Below are 18694 nucleotides of genomic sequence, written 5' to 3'. Positions count from 1 at the left end.
ATCAGCTCTCCCTGACGAAGAGGTAGCCCTTGCTGCGAACCGTCTTGATGCGGTGCGGCTGGTTGGGGTCATCGCCGATCTTGGGACGGATGCGTGAGACCCGCACGTCGATGGAGCGGTCCTGGCCGTCGTAGCGGATGCCGCGCAGCTGGGAGAAGATCTCCTCCCGGGTCAGCACCCGGCCGGCGTTGCTGGCCAGCAGCCACAGCAGGTCGAACTCGGCGCTGGTCAGGTCGATGCGCTCCCCCTCCAGCCACGCCTCGCGGGTCGCGCTGTCGATCTCCAGGTTGCCGAAGGCGAGGCGCGTCTCGCCGGTCGCCTCGCTGCTCTCGGCGCGACGCAGCAGGGCGCGCATGCGCGCCAGCAGCACCCGCGGCTGCACCGGCTTCGCCACGTAGTCATCGGCGCCCATCTCCAGCCCCAGCACCTGATCCATGTCGTCGGTCCGGGCGGTGAGCATCAGGATCGGCCCCGGGTAGTCGCTGCGCACCCGCCGGCAGATCGACAGGCCATCCTCGCCCGGCAGCATCAGGTCGAGGATCACCAGGTCCGGTTGCAGCGCCAGGATCCGCTCGACGCCGCGGGCGCCATCGGCCTCCAGGGTGACGCGAAAGCCGTTGGCTTCCAGGTAGTCACGGGTCAGGTCGGCCAGTCGCTCGTCATCCTCGATGATCAGCACATGATCCTGTTCCCGGGGTTCCAAGGTGTCGTCCATCCTCTGTTCCATCCTGGCTGGCAGGTGATCGGGAAGGCGGTGGCTCCCGCGCGAGAGTCTTACCGCCAATGGCTAAAGGATACCCGAAATCCCGGGATGCGCCTGCCTGTTGCCGATCGGCGACATCACGCCGCCTGCCGGGCCCGCCGCAGGGTGCCGGAAAGACCCCAGGAAGGCCACAGCCCATCCACAGGTTATCCACTTGATGGAGCCGAAAAAGCACACTATCTTGTGTCTCACGCTGCCACAGGCACCATATGCTGTGCCTTAGCCAACAAGCCCATTGCTGTCAACCGCCACCGTCATCACCCGCTTCGCTCACCAGACAGGGACCCCCGGCGCCATGGATACCACCGCTACTCCGGACGAGTCGTCCGTTTCCGTCACCGCACCCCGCACCCTTCGCGTCATCAAGCGCACCGGCGACGTGGTGCCCTTCGACGCCGGCAAGATCGCCGTGGCCATGCGCAAGGCCTTCATCGCCGTGGAGGGCGACAACGCCTCCGCCTCCTCCCGGGTCCGCGACTTCGTGCAGCAGGCCTCCGAGGCGATCGCCCAGGCCTTCCTGCGCCGCATGCCAGATGGCGGCACCCTGCACATCGAGGACATCCAGGACCAGGTGGAGCTGGCGCTGATGCGCGCGGGCGAGCAGAAGGTGGCCCGCGCCTACGTGCTCTACCGCGAGGAACACGCCCGGGCGCGCGCCGCCGCCGGGGGCGACATCGCCAGGCCCCACCCCACCCTGAGCGTGACCCTGGCCGACGGCACCACCCGCCCCCTGGACCTGGGGCGGGTCGAGACCCTCGTGCATGACGCCTGCCAGGGGCTCGCCAGCGTCGAGCCCGGCCGCATCGTCGAGGAGTCGCTCAAGAACCTCTACGACGGCGTCACCGTCGACGGCGTCTCCCAGGCGCTGATGATGACCGCGCGCACCCTGGTGGAGAAGGACCCCGACTACACCTACGTCACCGCCCGCCTGCTGCAGGACAACCTGCGCCGCGAGGCGCTGGCCTTCCTGGGGATCGCCGAAGAGGCGACCTACCAGGAGATGGCCGAGCTCTACAAGCCCGCCTTCCAGGCCTACATCGCACGCGGCATCGAGTTCGAGCAGCTCGACCCGCGGCTGGCCGAGTTCGACCTGGAGCGCCTGGGCGAAGCCCTCGACCATACCCGCGACAACGCCTTCACCTACCTTGGCCTGCAGACGCTCTACGACCGCTACTTCATCCACCGCGATGACGTGCGCTACGAGCTGCCCCAGGTGATGTTCATGCGCGTGGCCATGGGCCTGGCACTCAACGAGGACGATCGCGAGGCGCGGGCCATCGAGTTCTACGAGCTGCTCTCCAGCTTCGACTACATGGCCTCCACCCCGACCCTGTTCAATGCGGGCACGGTGCGCAGCCAGCTCTCCTCGTGCTATCTCACCACCGTGCCCGACGAGCTCGACGGCATCTACAGCGCCATCCGCGACAACGCGCTGCTCTCCAAGTGGGCAGGCGGCCTCGGCAACGACTGGACGCCGGTGCGCGCCCTGGGCTCCTGGATCAAGGGGACCAACGGCAAGAGCCAGGGCGTGGTGCCCTTCCTCAAGGTGGTCAACGACACCGCCGTGGCGGTGAACCAGGGCGGCAAGCGCAAGGGGGCCGTCTGCGCCTACCTGGAGACCTGGCACCTGGACATCGAGGAATTCCTGGAGCTGCGCAAGAACACCGGGGACGACCGCCGCCGCACCCACGACATGAACACCGCCAACTGGGTGCCGGACCTGTTCATGAAGCGGGTCTTCGACGACAAGGAGTGGACGCTCTTCTCGCCCTCCACCTGCCCGGACCTCCACGACCTCTACGGTGCCGCCTTCGAGGCGCGCTACGAGGAGTACGAGGCGATGACCCGCTCGGGCCAGCTCAAGCTGTTCAAGCGCGTGCGCGCCAAGGACCTGTGGCGGCGGATGCTCTCGATGCTGTTCGAGACCGGCCACCCCTGGATCACCTTCAAGGACCCGTGCAACCTGAGAAGCCCCCAGCAGCATGCCGGCGTGGTGCACTCCTCCAACCTGTGCACCGAGATCACCCTTAACACCTCCGCCGACGAGATCGCGGTGTGCAACCTGGGCTCGGTGAACCTGGCCCAGCACGTGGTGGACGGCGCCTTCGATGGGGAGAAGCTGAAGCGGACCGTGCGCACCGCCGTGCGCATGCTCGATAACGTCATCGACATCAACTACTACGCGGTGCCCCAGGCGTCGCGCTCCAACTTCCGGCACCGCCCGGTGGGGCTCGGCATCATGGGCTTCCAGGACGCCCTCTACGCCCAGGACATCGCCTACGCCAGTGACGCGGCCGTGGCGTTCGCCGACCGCTCCATGGAACTGGTGAGCTACCACGCCATCGAGGCCTCCAGCGACCTCGCCACCGAGCGCGGCCGCTACGAGAGCTTCGAGGGGTCGCTGTGGAGCCAGGGCATCCTGCCCATCGACTCCATCGGCAAGCTCAAGCAGGAGCGCGGCGAGAAGTACATCGAGCTCGACGAGAGCACCACCCAGGACTGGGGCCGACTGCGCGACAAGATCGCCGGCCAGGGCATGCGCAACTCCAACGTGATGGCCATCGCCCCGACCGCGACCATCTCCAACATCTGCGGCGTGACCCAGTCCATCGAGCCCACCTACCAGAACCTCTACGTGAAATCGAACCTGTCGGGCGAGTTCACCGTGGTCAACGCCTGGCTGGTGCAGGACCTGAAGGCCCGTGGCCTGTGGGACGAGGTGATGATCAACGACCTCAAGTACTACGACGGCTCGGTACAGCCCATCGAGCGCGTGCCGGCCGACCTCAAGGCCAAGTACGCCACCGCCTTCGAGGTGGAGCCGAAGTGGCTGGTGGAGGCCGCCGCGCGCCGCCAGAAGTGGATCGACCAGGCGCAGTCGCTGAACCTCTACATCAAGGGCGTCTCCGGCAAGAAGCTCGACGTGACCTACCGCATGGCCTGGTTCCGCGGCCTCAAGACCACCTACTACCTGCGTGCCCTGGGCGCCACCTCGGTGGAGAAGTCCACCGTCGAGCGCGGCACGCTCAACGCCGTGAGCAGCGGCAGCGCGCCGGCCGCCGCTCCCGCCGAGCCGACAGGCAAGCCCTCGGCGGGGGGTACAAGAGAGCCCTTGGCGGGGGGGCTGAATGAGCCCCGCGGCGTCGAGGACTTCCTGGCCGGCAAGGCGGGCGCAGGCTCCCGCGCCCCGAGTGCCGCCGATATCGACGACCTGGGCTGCGAAGCCTGCCAATAAGCGTCAAGTGCCAACCTGATTTTCTTGTAGGTGCCCAGCTCGCTGGGCGATTGGCGCCGCAGGCGCCCCGGAGCCACTGCCGACACCAGCCCGCCATCTCAACGTAGGGGCAGTGCCTCCGGACCATCACCGGGAGAGAGACAGATGCTGAACTGGGACGAATTCCACGAGGACGACAGCGCCGTTGCCGAACCGCCGCAGGCCCAGGCGGTTCCGACCCCGGCGGCCGAGCCGCAGCCGGCGGCCCCGCAGCGCGAGACCGTTGCCGAGACACGCGGCAGCTACCGGGTGGCCGAGGGTGACCGCCTGGCCCGGGCCCGCCAGTCCCTGGAGGAGCTCGACGTGGCCGCCGGCCTCGAGGAGCTGGAGATGGGCGCGGCGCGCATCGAGGTCGACGACAAGCAGATGATCAACGCCCGCGCCGACCTCAACCAGCTGGTGCCCTTCAAGTACGAGTGGGCCTGGCAGAAGTACCTGGACGGCAGTGCCAACCACTGGATGCCCCAGGAAGTGAACATGAACGCCGACATCGCCCTGTGGAAGAGCCAGGACGGCCTGACCGCGGACGAGCGGCGCATCGTCGAACGCAGCCTTGGCTACTTCTCCACCGCGGATTCGCTGGTGGCCAACAACCTGGTGCTGGCCCTCTACCGGCTGATCACCAACCCGGAGTGCCGCCAGTACCTGCTGCGCCAGGCCTTCGAGGAGGCGATCCACACCCACGCCTACCAGTACTGCGTGGAGTCGCTGAGCATGGACGAGGGGGCGGTCTTCAACATGTACCGCGAGGTGCCCTCGGTGGCCGCCAAGTCCGCCTGGAGCCTCAAGCACACCCAGTCCCTGGCGCGACCGGACTTCCAGACCGGCACCCCGGAGACCGACCAGGAGCTGCTGCGCAACCTGGTGGCCTTCTACTGCGTCACCGAGGGGATCTTCTTCTACTGCGGCTTCAGCCAGATCCTCTCCATGGGGCGGCGCAACAAGATGACCGGCGTGGCCGAGCAGTTCCAGTACATCCTGCGCGACGAGTCCATGCACCTGAACTTCGGCGTGGACATGATCAACCAGATCAAGATCGAGAACCCGCACCTCTGGACCCCCGAGTTCCAGGACGAGGTGACCCAGATGATCCTCGAGGGTACCGAGCTCGAGATCGCCTACGCCCGGGACACCATGCCCCGCGGCGTGCTGGGCATGAACGCGGCGATCATGGAGGAGTACCTGCACTTCATCTGCAACCGCCGCCTGGCCCAGATCGGCCTCAAGGAGCAGTTCCCCGGGGCGCAGAACCCCTTCCCGTGGATGAGCGAGATCATCGACCTGCGCAAGGAGAAGAACTTCTTCGAGACCCGCGTCACCGAGTACCAGGTGGGCGGCGCGCTGAGCTGGGATTGACCCCGAAGACGCAAGGCCGGGGCACTCCGCCCCGGCAAGGATGGAGGGAGGCCTCGTCATGATGGAGATGCCCATCGCGACCCGTGAGAGCGGCGCGTCCGCGTCCAGCGGCCTGCCGCCACCCCAGATGATGACGCCCTGTCCGGCCCTGCCGGGCGGGGCGTTTTTCATGGCCGGCAACAGGTAAAACAACGGAGGACAATCCGATGCAGGCAACCCGAGCCGTGGCACGTGGTGACTCCCGGGCGTGGCAGTCCGCCCTGGACCGGGCGCTGAGCGCCCACGACAGCGAAGACGCACTGGCCCACTATCTCCATGTGGCCTTCGCCTTCCCCTCTCCGGCACCCAACCCCTACACGAGGGACCATCCGCTGCTCAACTACCGGGAGCTCAAGGAGTGGGCCAGTTCGCGTGGCTGGCGGGTTCGCCCCGCCCCCGAGTGCGCGCCCGTTGGCGAGAAGTACAGCCCACCGGTGCGCTTCTCGCGCCTGGCGAGCCACTACCACTGAGGCTCAGGCGCCTCCCCCCGCTCCCGGGCAGGAGGGGGCGGGCTCGCCTATCCCGGAGGGAGTATTGCCAGGGTCAGGCGGGTCGGCACAGACTGAAGGCTCCCCGTCGATCGACGGCGGAGCCTTCATCGAGGAGGGAGCGCCATCCATGGAGAAGAGCATCATCACCCGGGTCTACGTGCCGACCCATGTCCGCCGGCTGCCCAACGGTGAGCGCGTGAGAGTGCCGGGGCACTACAAGGCGCCACCGAGCCGGAAATAGGCGCCCCATTGCAGCAGCCCATCATCGGCTACCACCTCGACGAGGAGGGCCACTGGGTGGCCGAGCTGGCCTGCGGCCACTGTCAGCACCTGCGCCACCAGCCGCCCTGGACCGAGCGCCCCTGGGTACTCAGCGCGGCCGGGCGGCGTTCACGGCTCGGCCTGCTGCTCGGCTGCGTCAAGTGCGACCGGGGCGAGCCCCGCGACCTTCCCGACCCCGAATAGCATCGGGCCGCCCGAAGGCGGCCCGATGCATGCCTGACCCGGGCAGCCTGGCGCTATCCCTTGGGCCCCAGCAGGAACCAGATGATCAGCCCCAGCAGCGGGAAGAACAGCAGCACCAGGATCCACAGCAGCTTGGCCAGGCCACCGGCCGAGCTCTTGGCCACCTTGACGATGGCCCAGATCACGATGATCAGCCAGATCAGGCCCAGCAGGCCTCCTACCTCGATTCCCATTCGACCTCTCCTTGTCCAGTACCCGACGGCGCGATGCCGTTTATCGACTTGCCGCCTATAGAGGTAGCACAGCGACGGCGAAACGGACAATCGCGACCGGTAGCGATTTGTCAGCGGCGGTAACCAGCCCCGTCAGTCGGGCAGCAGGTGGCCCACCTTCACGTAGATCAGCGCCCCCTCCTCGCCGGTGAAGGGTGTGTGCTGGCTGCGATGGGGGCTGCGCAGCCAGCTGCCGGCGGGATAGGCCCCGTGCTCGTCGTGGAAGACGCCCTCCAGCACCAGGATCTCCTCGCCGCCCCAGTGGGCGTGGGGCTGGAAGCGGGTATTGGGCGCCCAGCGCACCAGGGCCACGTGCTCGCCCTCGAAATCATGCAGGGGCAGCACCTCGAGCCCCTCCACCAGCCCCGGGCGCCATTCAGCCGAGCGGGTATCGATCACCTTCTGCTCGGTGTCCTCGGGCGAGAACTGGTGCAGCTTGACGAAGATCGTCGCGCCCTGCTCCCCCACCCGAGGAGCATGGGCGGTGCCGATGGGGTTGCGCAGGTAGCTGCCCGCCGGGTAGCGGCCGTGCTCGTCGGCGAACTCCCCCTCCAGCACCAGGATCTCCTCGCCGCCGCCATGCGCATGGGACGGGAAGGTGCTGTCGGGGGCATAGCGCACCAGGGAGGTGGCCCGGGCCACCTCCTCGCCGATGCGGTCGAGCATCATCCGCTCGACCCCCGCCATGGGCGAATCGACCCAGCGGTAGTCCTCGGGGGTGACCACCACCCGCTGGTCGAAGTCGGCATTGAGTCGCATGGCACTCTCTCCTGTTTAGGGCCCGCGTCAGGGCCGTGTCGTGTGGGTCGGACCGCCGGCGCCGCCCGGCGTTCCCGGCAGCTGCCACCACTCCGGCAGCCGGGCGCGCACCTCGCGCCGGGCGAAGCGGTCATCCATCAGCACCACGGTGCCACGATCCCCGGGGCCGCGGATCACCCGGCCGGCGGCCTGCACCACCTTGATCAGCCCCGGCACCCGGTAGGCGTAGTCGTCGCCGCGGCCGAAGCGCGCCTGGAGCCGCGCCTTCAAGGCCTCGTTGAAGTCGTCGAAGGGCGGCAGCCCCAGGGTGGCGATGAAGGCGCCGATCAGCCGCTGCCCCGGCAGGTCGACCCCCTCGGCGAAGGCGCCGCCCAGCACCGCAAAGCCGATGCCCTGCCCCTGCGGTGTGAAGCGGGCCAGGAAGGCATCGCGCTCGGGCTCCCCCATCCCTCGCACCTGGGTCCAGGTGGGAATCGCCGGGTGCGCTTCGGCGAAGGCCGCCCGCGCCTGCTCCAGGTAGGCGAAGCTGCTGAAGAAGGCCAGGTAGTTGCCGGGACGGCGGCGGTACTGACCGGCCAGCTCGGCGACGATGGGCGACAGCGAGGCCTCCCGATCCCGCAGCCGGGTGGAGATATCGGTCCGCAGGCGCACCTCGAGCTGCCCGGCGGCGAAGGGCGAGGCCACCGACTGCCAGACCGTTTCCGCCGGCAGCCCCAGCAGGTCCCGGTGATAGCCGGGTGGGGCCAGGGTGGCCGAGAAGAGCACCGCGGCGTGGGCCGCCGCGAAGCGCGGGGCGAGGAAGTCCGCCGGCACCAGGTTACGCAGGCCCAGCACGGCCCGGCCGCGGCCGTGGCGGGCCAGGTCGCACAGCGAGTGGTCGCCGAAGGCCTCCGCCAGGCGGGTGAAGGCCAGCGCCTCGAAGAGCAGCTCCTGAAGCTCGGGGCTGGCCCCCTCGGGGTGCTCGCCCAGGTAGTCGGTGATGGAGCTGGCCGCCCCCTGCAGGGCGCCCACCATGGCCGACGGCAGGGCATCGAGCACCCGGTAGGCCGGCCGCCCCGTCTCGCCGGCCTCGGCGAGCCCCGCCTCTTTCACCACGCCGTGCCACTGGCGGGCCAGGCGCGCCAGCGGCCGGGAGAGCGCCGGCGGCGCGCTGCGGCGCAGCCGGGCGAGCCGGCGCTGGTCGAGCTCGGCGCTGTACATGCCTCGGGCCCGCTCCACCAGGTTGTGGGCCTCGTCCACCAGCAGGCCCACCCGCCAGCGATTGGCCACCGCCAGGCCGTGGAGCAGCGCGTTGGCGTCGAACCAGTGGTTGACGTCGCCGACCACCAGGTCGCACCAGCGCGCCAGCTCCTGGCCCAGGTAGTAGGGGCAGACGCCGTGCTCGCGGGCCACCTCACGCAGCGCCTGGCGGTCCAGCCAGCCGCGCGCCACGGCCGCCTGGCGCGCCGCCGGCAGGCGGTCGTAGAAGCCCGCCGCCAGCGGGCAGGCCTCGCCGTGGCAGGCCCGGCCGGGGTACTCGCAGGCCTTCTCCCGGGCGGTCAGCTCCAGCACCCGCAGCGGCAGTCTCTCGATCGACTCCCCCGGGAGACCGTCGCCTTGTCTCGCCGCCGTTTCCGCCCCAGGCCCCGCCCCCAGCTGGCCCAGCGCATCCAGCGCCAGGGCCCGCCCCGGGGTCTTCATGGTGAGGAACATCACCCGGTCGAGGCCGTGGCGGGGCATCGCCGCCAGCTGGGGAAAGAGAGTGCCCAGGGTCTTGCCGATGCCGGTGGGGGCCTGGGCCAGCAGGCAGCGGCCGGTGGCCGCGGCCTTGTAGGCCCCCTCGGCCAGCTCACGCTGACCGGGGCGGAACGCCACATGGGGGAAGGCGAGCCCCTGCAGGGCGGCATCCCGTCGCTCGCGATGCTCCGCTTCCTGTTCGGCCCAGGCGCGATAGCGCCGGCACAGCGAGGCGAGGAAGGCGGCGAGTTCGGCGGCATCAAAGCGCTGCTCAAGGCGGGTCTCCCGGCCGCTGGCCACCTCCAGATAGACCAGCGCCAGGGTGATCTCGGCCAGGCCCCGCTCGGCGCAGAGCAGCGCGCCGTAGGCCCTGGCCTGGGCCCAGTGCAGGGCACGCTGGTTGTCGGCCATGCGCGAGAGATCGCCGCGGTGGGTCTTCACCTCCTCCAGGCAGTGGGCGGCCGGGTCATAGCCGTCGGCGCGACCGCTGACGGTGAGCCCCTCGACTACGCCGGAGAGCGCCACCTCGCGCTCGTAGCCCTCGCCGCGGCGGCGGGCCACCTCGGCATGGCCGGCGATGCCCTCCTCGGCGCTGGGCGCGGGGGTGAAGCGGTGGTCCAGGTCCCCCTGCCGGGCGGTGAAGTCGCACAGGGTACGCACCGCCACCCGATGGCGTCGCACCTCGCTCATGCGGGCTGCACCCAGCGCACGTGGCAGACCGCGGCGGGGATGCCCTGCTCATGGAAGAAGGCGAGCCAGCGACGCTGGTTGTCCTGCAGGCGGTCGCCGGGGCCCTTCACCTCGATCAGCCGGTAGCGCGGCTCTCCCTCTGCCGCCTGCGGGAAGAACTGGATCAGGTCCGGCAGGCCGGCACGGTTGGCCTTCAGGTCGACCAGCAGCCGCTCGAAGCAGGCGCGCAGGCGCTCGGCGGGCAGGCACGAAAGCGCAAGCGAAAGCAGCGCCTCGTCGAGCGCCCCCCAGTGCACGAAGGGGTTGGCGAGCCCCTGCTTCTCCCGCCATGTCGAAAGGATCGCCCGCTCATGGCGGCCGTCGTCGAGGCGCGCCAGGCAGTCATCGAAGCGCTCGCGGCGGCGCGCCACGAAGTCCTCCCGGTAGAGGTCCGCCGGGCCGCTGTGGAAGGGGTGGAAGAAGGCGCCGGGCAGGGGCGCGAAGAGCGCCTCCCAGCAGAGCAGGCCGAAGAGCCCGATGAGCAGGGTGTTCTCCACGTAGGCTACCGGAGCATCGTCACGGTGCAGGTGCTCGCCCACCGCCCGCTCGACGCCGAGGGAAAGCGACAGGGAGGCCGGCAGGCAGAGCTCGAGGCGCTCGGGGGCGGGCGCCGCCTCCCGAGGCTGCGCCGCCAGCCCCAGCCGTCGCCGCAGGCGGGGAAGCAGCCGCGAGAGGGCCTGGGCCTCCGCCTCCCCCGGCGCCCCGCCAGCCAGGGCCTCGACCAGGGCTTCCGACAGGGCATGGGCCTCGGCGTGCTCTCCCCGGCGCTCCAGCAGGCGCAGGTAGCGGATACGCGCCTCTGCGCTGCCGGCGTCCACCGGCCAGCCCGCCTGGTGGTAGAGCCCAAGCGCCAGCTCGCCCTCCCCGGCCCGCTCGGCCTGTCGGCCCAGGGCCAGCTCCAGGCGCCGGCGCCGCGCCGAAAGCCAGGCGTTGTCCGACGGCACCGGGGGCAGGGCATCGGCCAGCGTTGCCACCGGCTCATCGGCGTCGAGCCGTTCGCGCAGCCGGTGCAGGGCCAGGTAGGCGTCCACCTCCTCGCGGCGCTGGAAGGCCCGGGAATCGGCGCTGAAGGCCACCCGCTCGAAGCGCTGCACCCCGAGTTCGGCGAGCACGAAGTCGGACCAGTCCTGGCGCAGGTTGCCGAAGAACATCAACCGAAGGCGGTCGCAGGCGGCCATCACCGTCAGGTGCACCACCCGATCCGGAGCCGCCGGCCACCACGCGGCCAGCGGACGCGCCTCGAGGCCCCGAGGCGCCAGGGCATCGAGCAGGGCGGCCTTGCCCAGCGAGGCCGGCAGCCCGGCGGCGCGAATCTCCCCGGCCAGGGCCAGGCGCAGCTCCGGCAGTCGCAGCTGGGTGAAGAGGGTCGCCAGGGTGAGGGCGGGATCGCCCTCGACCATGCCCGCGGCCACCAGCGGCGCCAGGGCCGCTCCGCCGTCGCCGGTCTCGGCGCTGTTCTCGCTGCCGGCTCTGATCTCGGCGTCGATCTCGGGATAGACGAGCTTCGAGGTGCGAAAGTGCTCGCCGCGGCGCATCACCATGCGCACCAGCAACGCCCGGGAGGCCCGGGGCAGCGCGGCGAAGGCGGAAAGGAACACCTGCTCCTCGTCGCCGAGCAGGTCGCCGTGACGCTCGGCGACCCAGCCCAGCACGTACTGGAAGTTCACCAGGTAGTAGAAGGGGTCCGCGAGGGAGGCGGCAGGAGAGCTACTGGTCATCTATCCATGATATCAGCCGCCACTGCCCGGCTCACAGCCCCTCCGCCAGCGCGGCCACCACCTCGGCCGCGGGCACCTCGCGGCAGCGGCTGGCGTTCTGCCCCGCCCCATTGAGCGCGTGAGAAGTCGCCACGGCGACCCTCCCTAATGCGGATTGACCGCCACTGATGCGGCTTCATGCACACCCTTGGCGAGCTCCTGGACCACCTCGGCGGCGGACACCTCGCGGCAGCGGCTGGCGTTCTGCCCCGCCCACAGCGGGGAGAAGTCGCCGCTGCCCTGGGCCTCGGCGGCGGCGCGCAGCGGGGCGATGGCGGCGGTGGCCAGAGGGAAGGCCGGAGCGACGTCGCTCATCGGCCCCAGTTCGCGCATCAGCCGGGTGACGATGCCCCGGGCCGGGCGGCCGCTGTAGAGGTTGGTCAGCGCCGTGTGGCGGGCCGCCTCGCTCATCAGCGCCCGGCGGTGGATCGCCGAGACACGCGACTCGGGGCAGCAGAGGAAAGCCGTGCCCACCTGCACCGCCTCGGCGCCCAGCGCCAGCGCCGCCGCCACGCCGCTGGCATCAGCGATGCCGCCGGCGGCAATCAGCGGCAGGTCGACGGCCTCGCGCACCTGGGGCAGCAGCGCGAGGGTGCCCACCTGGGTGGTGGGCTCATCGGTCAGGAACATGCCGCGGTGGCCGCCCGCCTCCAGCCCCTGGACGATGATGGCATCGGCGCCGTGGGCCGCGAGCCACTCGGCCTCCTGCACCGTGGTGGCCGAGGCGAGCACCCTGGCGCCCCACGCCTTGACCCGCTCGAGCAGCGCGGCCTCGGGCAGCCCGAAGTGGAAGCTCACCACCTCGGGACGGAAGGGCGCGAGGGCATCGCAGGCCTCGTGATCGAAGGGGCGCCGCCCGGGGCCCTCGGGCACGGCACCGATGTCGAGGTCGAACTCGGCATAGTAGGGGGCCAGCGCCTCATGCCAGCGCGCCTGGGCGTCGGGGTCCGGTGCAGGCGGTGCATGGCAGAAGAAGTTGACGTTGACGGGGGCGGCGGTAGCGGCGCGGATGGCGATGAGTTCCTCGGCCATGGCCGACGGCGACAGCATGGCGCAGGGCAGCGCGCCCAGCCCGCCGGCCCTGGCCACGGCAATGGCCAGCTCGCTGCCCTGGGCGCCGGCCATGGGGGCCTGGAGGACCGGCAGCGTGATGCCGAGGGTGTGGGTCAGGCTCATCGGGGCTCTCCCGGATCTTGTGGAACGTCTTGTGGAACGTCGTGTGGAACCTCGGGTGGGTCATCGGGCTCCCCGTCGCGGCGCCAGGGCCGGCGGGGGCCCAGGGTATCGGCCACGAAGGCGCCGCGCTCGCCGAGGGGACGAGGCTCGCCGACGGTGGTGTCGCGGCGGGTCTGTCGCTCCATTTCACCGTTGATCTCGGCCCCCAGCAAGACGACGAAGGCCGATAGCCAGAACCACAGCATCAGCACCACCACGGCCCCCAGCGACCCGTAGAGCTGGCTCAGGGTGGCCATGCGCCCCACGTAGAGCGAGAGGCCGGCGGAGCCCAGGAGCCACAGCAGGGTGGCGGTGACGGTACCGACGCTGACCCACTCCCAGCGCGGCGAGCTGCGGTAGGGGGCGAAGCGGTAGAGCACCGCGATCACCGCCATCATCACCAGCAGCAGCGCCGACCAGCGCACCAGGCCGACCAGCATGGCCGGCGCACCCGTCAGGCCGAGCTGGCCGCTGGCCAGGGGGAAGAGGGCCACGACGACGATGGTCACCAGGGTCAGGGCGATCAGCCCCAGGGTCAGGGCGGACACCACCAACAGGCGGCCCAGCGGACCGCGCCGCTCGTCCTCGCCGTAGACCAGGTTGAGGGCGATGATCAGCCCGCGCACCCCCTTGGAGGCCGCGAACAGGGCGATCGCCAGGCTGCCCAGGGCGGTGAGGCTGAGACCGGTGGGGGTGTTGTCGCCGATCTCGCGGGCCTGCTCCTCGATCAGCCCCGCCGCCTCGGCCGGCACATGGCGGGCCAGCTCGGCGATCTGGCGGGCCATGTCCTGGGGGTCGAGCACCAGGGCCCAGAGGGAGATGACCGCCGCGATGGCGGGAAACACCGAGAGCAGGGCATAGAAGGCGATGCCGGCGGACAGCAGCCCGACGCGGTCGTCGGCCAGCTGCACCTTGACGCGCCAGAGGATGTCGAGCCAGCCGCGGCCGGGGATCTGGCGGGGCTGCGCGGCGTGGCGTCCGCGGCGCGGTGGAGCCATGGGGTGCCTCAGTTCGCTCGGGCGGGGTGGAGGACCATGCGGGCGTCGCGGATCTCGATATCGAAGCGGTTGAGGAAGCTCATGCCGAGCAGCGCCACGTCGCCCTCCATGCCGGGGCTGATGGAACCGCGCACCTCCCGCGCCGCGAAGCCGCCGAGGCTCACCTCGTCGAGGGTGGTGAGGTCGCCTCGAACCCGGCCGTTGGCGGTGTTGAACCAGGCGCTGCCGGTCGACTCCAGCCCCAGCCGGTCGGCCAGTTCCGCGGAGACGGCCACGTAGGTGGCTCCGGTATCGAGGAGGAACTCAACCGGCTCGCCGTTGATGCGCCCGGTGGCCAGGAAGTGCCCGGCCCGGTTGCGCTCCAGCACCACCGAGCTCTCGCCCTCCACGGCATTGACCAGGTGGGCATTGGGGTTGCGCTGCTCCTCCAGGTAGCCGTGGAACCACCAGGTCCCGGCGCCGATGAACAGCATCCAGAACAGCAGCATCATGCCGAGGCCGGTGCGACGGACCGCCCTGTTGTCATCGCTCATGGCACGCCTCCCGCGCCGTTGGTGGTCTTCGACACTCATGCGTTGACACCCGACACCCCCCTGTCTGTACTGAATGCCGTCCAGCCGGACACAGGCTCAATCACAAGGATAACGCCCCATGCAGGACAGCACTCAGCTTTCGACCCCCGAGCGCCCCCATCATTCCCTTGCCGCCGGCCTCTGCCTGGGGGCCGCGCTGCTGATGGCCGGCGGCGCCCAGGCCTGGGACGGCCTGGTGGAGAAGCAGGTCTTCGAAATGGACGCGTACACCACCCGTGGCGGCGAGACCATCGCGGACCTCGCAGTGGGCTGGGAGGCCTACGGCACCCTCAACGAGGCCCGCAACAACGCCATCCTGATCACCCACTTCTTCTCCGGCACCAGCCACGCCGCCGGCCGCTACGAGGAGGAAGGCCCCGCCGGCTACTGGGACAGCATCATCGGGCCCGGCAAGCCGCTGGATACCGACGAGTACTACATCATCGCCTCGGACACCCTGGTCAACCTCAACGCCCATGCCCCCAACGTGACCACCACCGGGCCGGCCTCGCTCCATCCCGAGACCGGCGAGCCCTGGGGGCTGGACTTCCCGGTGGTGACCATCGGCGACTTCGTCGATGTCCAGAAGGCGCTGCTGGAGAGCCAGGGCATCGAGCGGCTGCACGCCGTGATGGGCGCCTCCATGGGGGCGCTGCAGGCCTACGAGTGGGCCAGCACCTACCCCGATCGGGTCGAACGGCTGATCCCGGTGATCGGCGCCGGCGAGGCCGACCCCTGGCTGCTGGCCACCCTGGCCGCCTGGGCCGCGCCGATCCGCGTGGACGCCAACTGGAACGGCGGCGACTACTACGACGGCGAGCCGCCGCTGGACGGCCTGCGCGAGGCGCTCAAGCTGGTCACCCTCAACGCCAACCACTGGCAGTGGGCCAACGAGACCTTCGATCGCAGCTGGGCCGACGAACAGGCCGACCCCGCCCGGGACCTCGACGCCCGCTACGCCATCGAGCAGACCCTGGACGACATCGCCGCGGCCCGTGCCGAGCAGGCCGATGCCAACCACCTGCTCTACCTGGTGCGCGCCAACCAGACCTTCATGGCGGGCCATGGCGAGAGCCTGGAAGCGGGACTGGCCGCCATCGAGGCGCCGACGCTGATGCTCTACAGCGAGGATGACCTGGTCTTCGCTCCCCAGAGCGTGAAGCGGACCGCCGAGCTGATCGGCGCCGACGGCACCCCGGTGGAGCTGATCCCGCTTGCGGGCACCCGCGGCCACCTGGACGGCGTGGTGGCCATCGACCAGGCCGGCGATCGCCTGCGCGCCTTCCTGGCGGAGTGAGCGGCCTGATGCCCTGGCGGCTCAGCCCGCCAGGGCCCGCACCAGCAGGTACCCCCCCATGGCCAGCAGGCCGCTGAGGAAGGCACGCCGGAAGGTCGACTCCGAAAGCCGTCCGCGCAGCCACTGACCCAGTCGCATGCCCACCAGGGCCGGCAGCACGGCCCCCAGGGAGAGCAGGCCCAGTTCCACGCTGAGCAGCCGCTGGCCTCCCAGGGCGGAACCCAGCGCCAGGGTGGTAACCACGAATAGCACGCCCATGGCCTGGATCAGCATCTCCCTGGGAAGGCCGAGGGACTGCAGGTAGGCCACGCCCGGAAAGACCGAGGAGCCGGTCATGCCGGTCAGCAGGCCGGTCAGGGCCCCGTTGATCGGCGCGGCATGACGCCCGCGGCCGACCAGCCTGGCCAGGCCCAGGTGGCAGAGCCCGGCGAGCGCATAGAAGACGATCAGCGCTCCCAGCAGCCCCGAGAGCCAGCGCACCTCGACCCGGGCGAGGATGCCCACGCCCAGCCACACCGTCACCACCGATGCCAGCAGGAAGGGCCAGAGCTGCCTGAGGATCCGCCCCAGGTAGCCTCCCACCAGCGCCTGCCAGACATTGGTGATCAGGGTGGGCGCCAGCAGCAGCGCCATGGCCGGCTGCAGCCCCAGGGTGGCGGTCAGCAGCGCCAGCGACACCGTGGGCATGCCCATGCCGATGACGCCCTTGACGCCACCGGCCACCAGGAAGGTGGCGGCAATCAGCAACGGCTCCAGGGTAGTCGGCATCCTGTCGGGGCTCCCGGGGGAAACGACCTAGTTGACCCGAGATTGACGGCCCTCGCAACGTTCGGCCAACCCCGGCGCTCCCTAGACGACGCGATCCAGCAGGTCCCTGACCAGGGCCACGGGCTGGACCCGGGGCACCTGGAATTCGATATCCCCCCAGTCCATCGAGAAGGGCTCGCCCTGCACATAACGGATCGGGAAGCCGACACCGAAGCGCATGCCGCCGCCGGCCTCGGCGGCGGCCAGCTCCCAGCGCTCGTCGTAGAGGTCCAGGGTACGCACCAGCAGGTCGGCCTCGACCTGGGCAAACCCCGCCAGGTCGAAGCGGAACACCGGCTGGCCCTGCAGGGCGACGCGCGCCTCCAGCTCGAGCCCCTGACCGGGCTGCCAGTCGAGTGCCACGCCGGCCTCGGCGCGGGCCTCGAGCCCCAGCTCCCCGCCCGCCTCCAGTCCCAGCGTGGCGCTGACCACCGGAATGCCCGCCCCGAGGCCGCCGCGCAGGAACAGGCGCAATCCGGCACTGGCCGGCACCGCCAGCAGCGCCTCCCCGACCACCCGGGTCTCGTCCTCACGATCCGGGTTGTAGGTCACCTCGATATCGAGCTCGTCGAGGGTGCCGGGCCCCACCGAGGCGCGCAGGTCGAGCCCGCCGCCCACGGTGGCGAAGATGCCGACACGCTGGCGCGCCACGGTGAAGCCGACGATGGGAATGTCCAGGCGGACCGTCATCAGGTTGCGCTCCCAGGGATCGGCCTCGAACAGGGTGACGCTGTCGGGGATGCCGATGCCGCCCGTCAGCTCGACCTCACCCTGGGGCAGCACCGCCAGGCCGGCGCGGCCCTCGAGCCAGGGCGTCAGCGCGATGGTCGCCTCGCCGGCACCGAACAGCGTGATCCTCTCCCCGGGCGCCTCGAGGCGCTCCCCGGTCTCCTCATCCACCTCGCGATTGGTGGCGCCGAAGGTCAGCTCGCCGGCGATCAGGCCACGGGAGTAGGCCCCGCGCCCCTCGACATCGAACAGGCCATCGTCCAGGGAGGCGGTGAGCCCGGCGTCGAAACCGGGCAGGTCGGCGTTGATCTCCCCGGCGATCGCCAGCGCATAGCCCTCGCCCTCCTCGCGCGGGGCGATGGTCCCCGTCAGCTCGCCCCCCTCCACCCGCGGGATGGCATCGCCCAGCGTCACCCCGACCGAGAGCATGGCGCCCTCGTCGCGGCTCACCGAGAAGGCCAGCTCCCCGGCCTCCAGCGCCGCCAGGCTGGGGGTGATCTCGCCCTCGCCGCTGACGCTCTCGCCGTCGACGGTCAGCTCCAGGCTGGCGGCCTGGACGCCGCGCAGCTTGCCCTCGCCCAGTGCCAGCGTTCCGGTACCTGTCAGCGCGCCCTCCTCGTAGGCCAGCGCGACCCGCGCCGTCTCGAAGAGCCGGCTGTCAAAATCGAAGTGGCCCCCGAAGCCCAGCTCTCGACTGCTCGCCATGACCTCGAGCTCCCCTTCCCCATAGGGGGCCAGCGCGAACTCGATCTTCCCCTCACCGCCCCAGCCATCGGCGGTGGAGGCAAAGAGCACCAGGCTGGAGTCGGTCAGCTCGAAGGGCGGCGGCAGGCGCAGGTCACCGGTATCGATGGGCTGCTCGAGGCGGAAATCGTTGCCGCGCAGGGTAAAGGCCAGCCCCCTGTCGCCGAGGATGGGGAGCTCGGGCAGCAGGGTGCCCTCCACGTTCAGCCCGCCCTCCTCATCGACCTCGAGCTCGTCGAGCTCCACCAGGATCGGCAGCGCCTGGGTCGCCTCCTTGCGCTCCAGAAAGCCATCGAGCAGGGACTGCAGGTGACGCCCCGTCAGCAGCCCGGCGCGAGGATCGCCCGGCAGGCGCAGCACGGGCAGGGAGAGGTCCTCGCCGAAGGCCTTCCAGTCCGGATTGTCGGCGGGGATGTTGACGTCCAGATAGCCGAGGTTGCCGCTGTCGGACTCGCCGTCGAGGTTGAACCAGTAGCCGCGGACCACCAGCGGTGCCAGCAGGTCGCTGCCGATGACCTGCCCCTTGTCGGGCTCATCGAACTGCAGGGCCGCGACGGCCTCCGGCGAGGTGTAGACCACCACCGGGCGGGGCGCCTCATGCAAGGTATCGTGGACACCCCTGTCGGGGGCCGAGCGGGCCGACGAGGTGGCCGTACGGCGGCGACCCTCGCTCTCCTGCGGCGTGCAGGACTCCGTCGCATCGCCCATGAT

Annotated in this window: 15 protein-coding genes; 5 read left to right on the top strand and 10 right to left on the bottom strand. The window is 70.5% G+C overall.

Translation table 11 applies throughout. The features are described from left to right. Position 1: 1 nt before the first annotated feature. Positions 2-715, bottom strand: a complete 714-nt coding sequence (locus BDK63_RS11485) for a winged helix-turn-helix domain-containing protein (protein WP_183332050.1) — start codon at positions 713-715, stop codon at positions 2-4. 343 nt (positions 716-1058) lie between these two features. Here BDK63_RS11485 and BDK63_RS11480 point away from each other — a divergent pair, with 343 nt between their 5' ends. The 4 genes from BDK63_RS11480 to BDK63_RS11465 all read left to right on the top strand — a co-directional run bounded on the left by BDK63_RS11480 (position 1059) and on the right by BDK63_RS11465 (position 6388). After that, positions 1059-3998 (top strand): ribonucleoside-diphosphate reductase subunit alpha, encoded by a 2940-nt coding sequence (locus BDK63_RS11480; protein WP_183332048.1) that lies wholly within the window; start codon positions 1059-1061, stop codon positions 3996-3998. A 144-nt stretch (positions 3999-4142) separates the two neighbouring features. After that, complete coding sequence (locus BDK63_RS11475; protein WP_183332046.1) at positions 4143-5393, top strand: ribonucleotide-diphosphate reductase subunit beta; 1251 nt, start codon at positions 4143-4145, stop codon at positions 5391-5393. 206 nt (positions 5394-5599) lie between these two features. Further along, positions 5600-5902, top strand: coding sequence for a hypothetical protein (locus BDK63_RS11470; protein ID WP_183332044.1), 303 nt, complete (start codon positions 5600-5602; stop codon positions 5900-5902). 270 nt (positions 5903-6172) lie between these two features. Then, positions 6173-6388 carry a DUF3565 domain-containing protein gene (locus BDK63_RS11465; protein ID WP_183332043.1) on the top strand — a complete coding sequence of 72 codons (216 nt, stop codon included), beginning with the start codon at positions 6173-6175 and terminating at the stop codon, positions 6386-6388. Positions 6389-6441: 53 nt separating this feature from the next. On the opposite strand, the gene BDK63_RS11460 is transcribed toward BDK63_RS11465, so the two are convergent. From BDK63_RS11460 to BDK63_RS11430, 7 genes are all read right to left on the bottom strand, one after another. Next, positions 6442-6621, bottom strand: coding sequence for a PLDc N-terminal domain-containing protein (locus tag BDK63_RS11460; RefSeq protein ID WP_183332041.1), 180 nt, complete (start codon positions 6619-6621; stop codon positions 6442-6444). 132 nt (positions 6622-6753) lie between these two features. Next, the gene (locus BDK63_RS11455) at positions 6754-7419 is read right to left on the bottom strand and encodes a cupin domain-containing protein (protein WP_183332039.1); all 666 of its coding nucleotides are present in this window, start codon (positions 7417-7419) and stop codon (positions 6754-6756) included. Positions 7420-7446: 27 nt separating this feature from the next. Further along, the gene (locus BDK63_RS11450) at positions 7447-9825 is read right to left on the bottom strand and encodes an ATP-dependent DNA helicase (RefSeq protein ID WP_183332037.1); all 2379 of its coding nucleotides are present in this window, start codon (positions 9823-9825) and stop codon (positions 7447-7449) included. After that, positions 9822-11582: a VRR-NUC domain-containing protein gene (locus BDK63_RS11445; RefSeq protein WP_183332035.1), complete on the bottom strand. Its 1761-nt coding sequence runs from the start codon at positions 11580-11582 to the stop codon at positions 9822-9824. Before BDK63_RS11445 ends, BDK63_RS11450 begins: the two co-directional genes overlap by 4 nt. Positions 11583-11726: 144 nt before the next feature. Then, complete coding sequence (locus tag BDK63_RS11440; protein ID WP_183332033.1) at positions 11727-12797, bottom strand: NAD(P)H-dependent flavin oxidoreductase; 1071 nt, start codon at positions 12795-12797, stop codon at positions 11727-11729. Beyond that, positions 12794-13834 (bottom strand): YihY/virulence factor BrkB family protein, encoded by a 1041-nt coding sequence (locus tag BDK63_RS11435; protein WP_183332031.1) that lies wholly within the window; start codon positions 13832-13834, stop codon positions 12794-12796. The genes BDK63_RS11440 and BDK63_RS11435 overlap by 4 nt, the downstream gene beginning before the upstream one ends. Before the next feature lie 8 nt (positions 13835-13842). Further along, positions 13843-14367, bottom strand: coding sequence for a retropepsin-like aspartic protease family protein (locus tag BDK63_RS11430; RefSeq protein ID WP_183332029.1), 525 nt, complete (start codon positions 14365-14367; stop codon positions 13843-13845). 118 nt (positions 14368-14485) lie between these two features. Here BDK63_RS11430 and BDK63_RS11425 point away from each other — a divergent pair, with 118 nt between their 5' ends. Then, positions 14486-15703, top strand: coding sequence for an E22 family MetX-like putative esterase (locus BDK63_RS11425; RefSeq protein WP_183332027.1), 1218 nt, complete (start codon positions 14486-14488; stop codon positions 15701-15703). A gap of 21 nt (positions 15704-15724) precedes the next feature. Here the strand turns inward: BDK63_RS11425 and BDK63_RS11420 are convergent, their stop codons facing one another. Further along, positions 15725-16471: a sulfite exporter TauE/SafE family protein gene (locus BDK63_RS11420; protein WP_183332025.1), complete on the bottom strand. Its 747-nt coding sequence runs from the start codon at positions 16469-16471 to the stop codon at positions 15725-15727. An 81-nt stretch (positions 16472-16552) separates the two neighbouring features. Further along, positions 16553-18691: a hypothetical protein gene (locus BDK63_RS11415; protein WP_183332023.1), complete on the bottom strand. Its 2139-nt coding sequence runs from the start codon at positions 18689-18691 to the stop codon at positions 16553-16555. Positions 18692-18694: the final 3 nt, after the last annotated feature.

It is taken from the genome of Halomonas campaniensis (genome assembly GCF_014193375.1).
Lineage (GTDB): Bacteria > Pseudomonadota > Gammaproteobacteria > Pseudomonadales > Halomonadaceae > Halomonas > Halomonas campaniensis.
This window is presented reverse-complemented; position numbering and strand designations above follow the sequence as displayed.

Bases quoted from the DNA above. Each gene is read 5' to 3' on its own strand.
- BDK63_RS11415 (WP_183332023.1), bottom strand. From the start codon at position 18,691: ATGGGCGATGCGACGGAGTCCTGCACGCCGCAGGAGAGCGAGGGTCGC.
- BDK63_RS11480 (WP_183332048.1), top strand. From the start codon at position 1,059: ATGGATACCACCGCTACTCCGGACGAGTCGTCCGTTTCCGTCACCGCA.
- BDK63_RS11455 (WP_183332039.1), bottom strand. From the start codon at position 7,419: ATGCGACTCAATGCCGACTTCGACCAGCGGGTGGTGGTCACCCCCGAG.
- BDK63_RS11430 (WP_183332029.1), bottom strand. From the start codon at position 14,367: ATGAGCGATGACAACAGGGCGGTCCGTCGCACCGGCCTCGGCATGATG.
- BDK63_RS11460 (WP_183332041.1), bottom strand. From the start codon at position 6,621: ATGGGAATCGAGGTAGGAGGCCTGCTGGGCCTGATCTGGCTGATCATC.
- BDK63_RS11420 (WP_183332025.1), bottom strand. From the start codon at position 16,471: ATGCCGACTACCCTGGAGCCGTTGCTGATTGCCGCCACCTTCCTGGTG.
- BDK63_RS11470 (WP_183332044.1), top strand. From the start codon at position 5,600: ATGCAGGCAACCCGAGCCGTGGCACGTGGTGACTCCCGGGCGTGGCAG.
- BDK63_RS11425 (WP_183332027.1), top strand. From the start codon at position 14,486: ATGCAGGACAGCACTCAGCTTTCGACCCCCGAGCGCCCCCATCATTCC.
- BDK63_RS11445 (WP_183332035.1), bottom strand. From the start codon at position 11,582: ATGACCAGTAGCTCTCCTGCCGCCTCCCTCGCGGACCCCTTCTACTAC.
- BDK63_RS11440 (WP_183332033.1), bottom strand. From the start codon at position 12,797: ATGAGCCTGACCCACACCCTCGGCATCACGCTGCCGGTCCTCCAGGCC.
- BDK63_RS11475 (WP_183332046.1), top strand. From the start codon at position 4,143: ATGCTGAACTGGGACGAATTCCACGAGGACGACAGCGCCGTTGCCGAA.
- BDK63_RS11485 (WP_183332050.1), bottom strand. From the start codon at position 715: ATGGACGACACCTTGGAACCCCGGGAACAGGATCATGTGCTGATCATC.
- BDK63_RS11450 (WP_183332037.1), bottom strand. From the start codon at position 9,825: ATGAGCGAGGTGCGACGCCATCGGGTGGCGGTGCGTACCCTGTGCGAC.
- BDK63_RS11435 (WP_183332031.1), bottom strand. From the start codon at position 13,834: ATGGCTCCACCGCGCCGCGGACGCCACGCCGCGCAGCCCCGCCAGATC.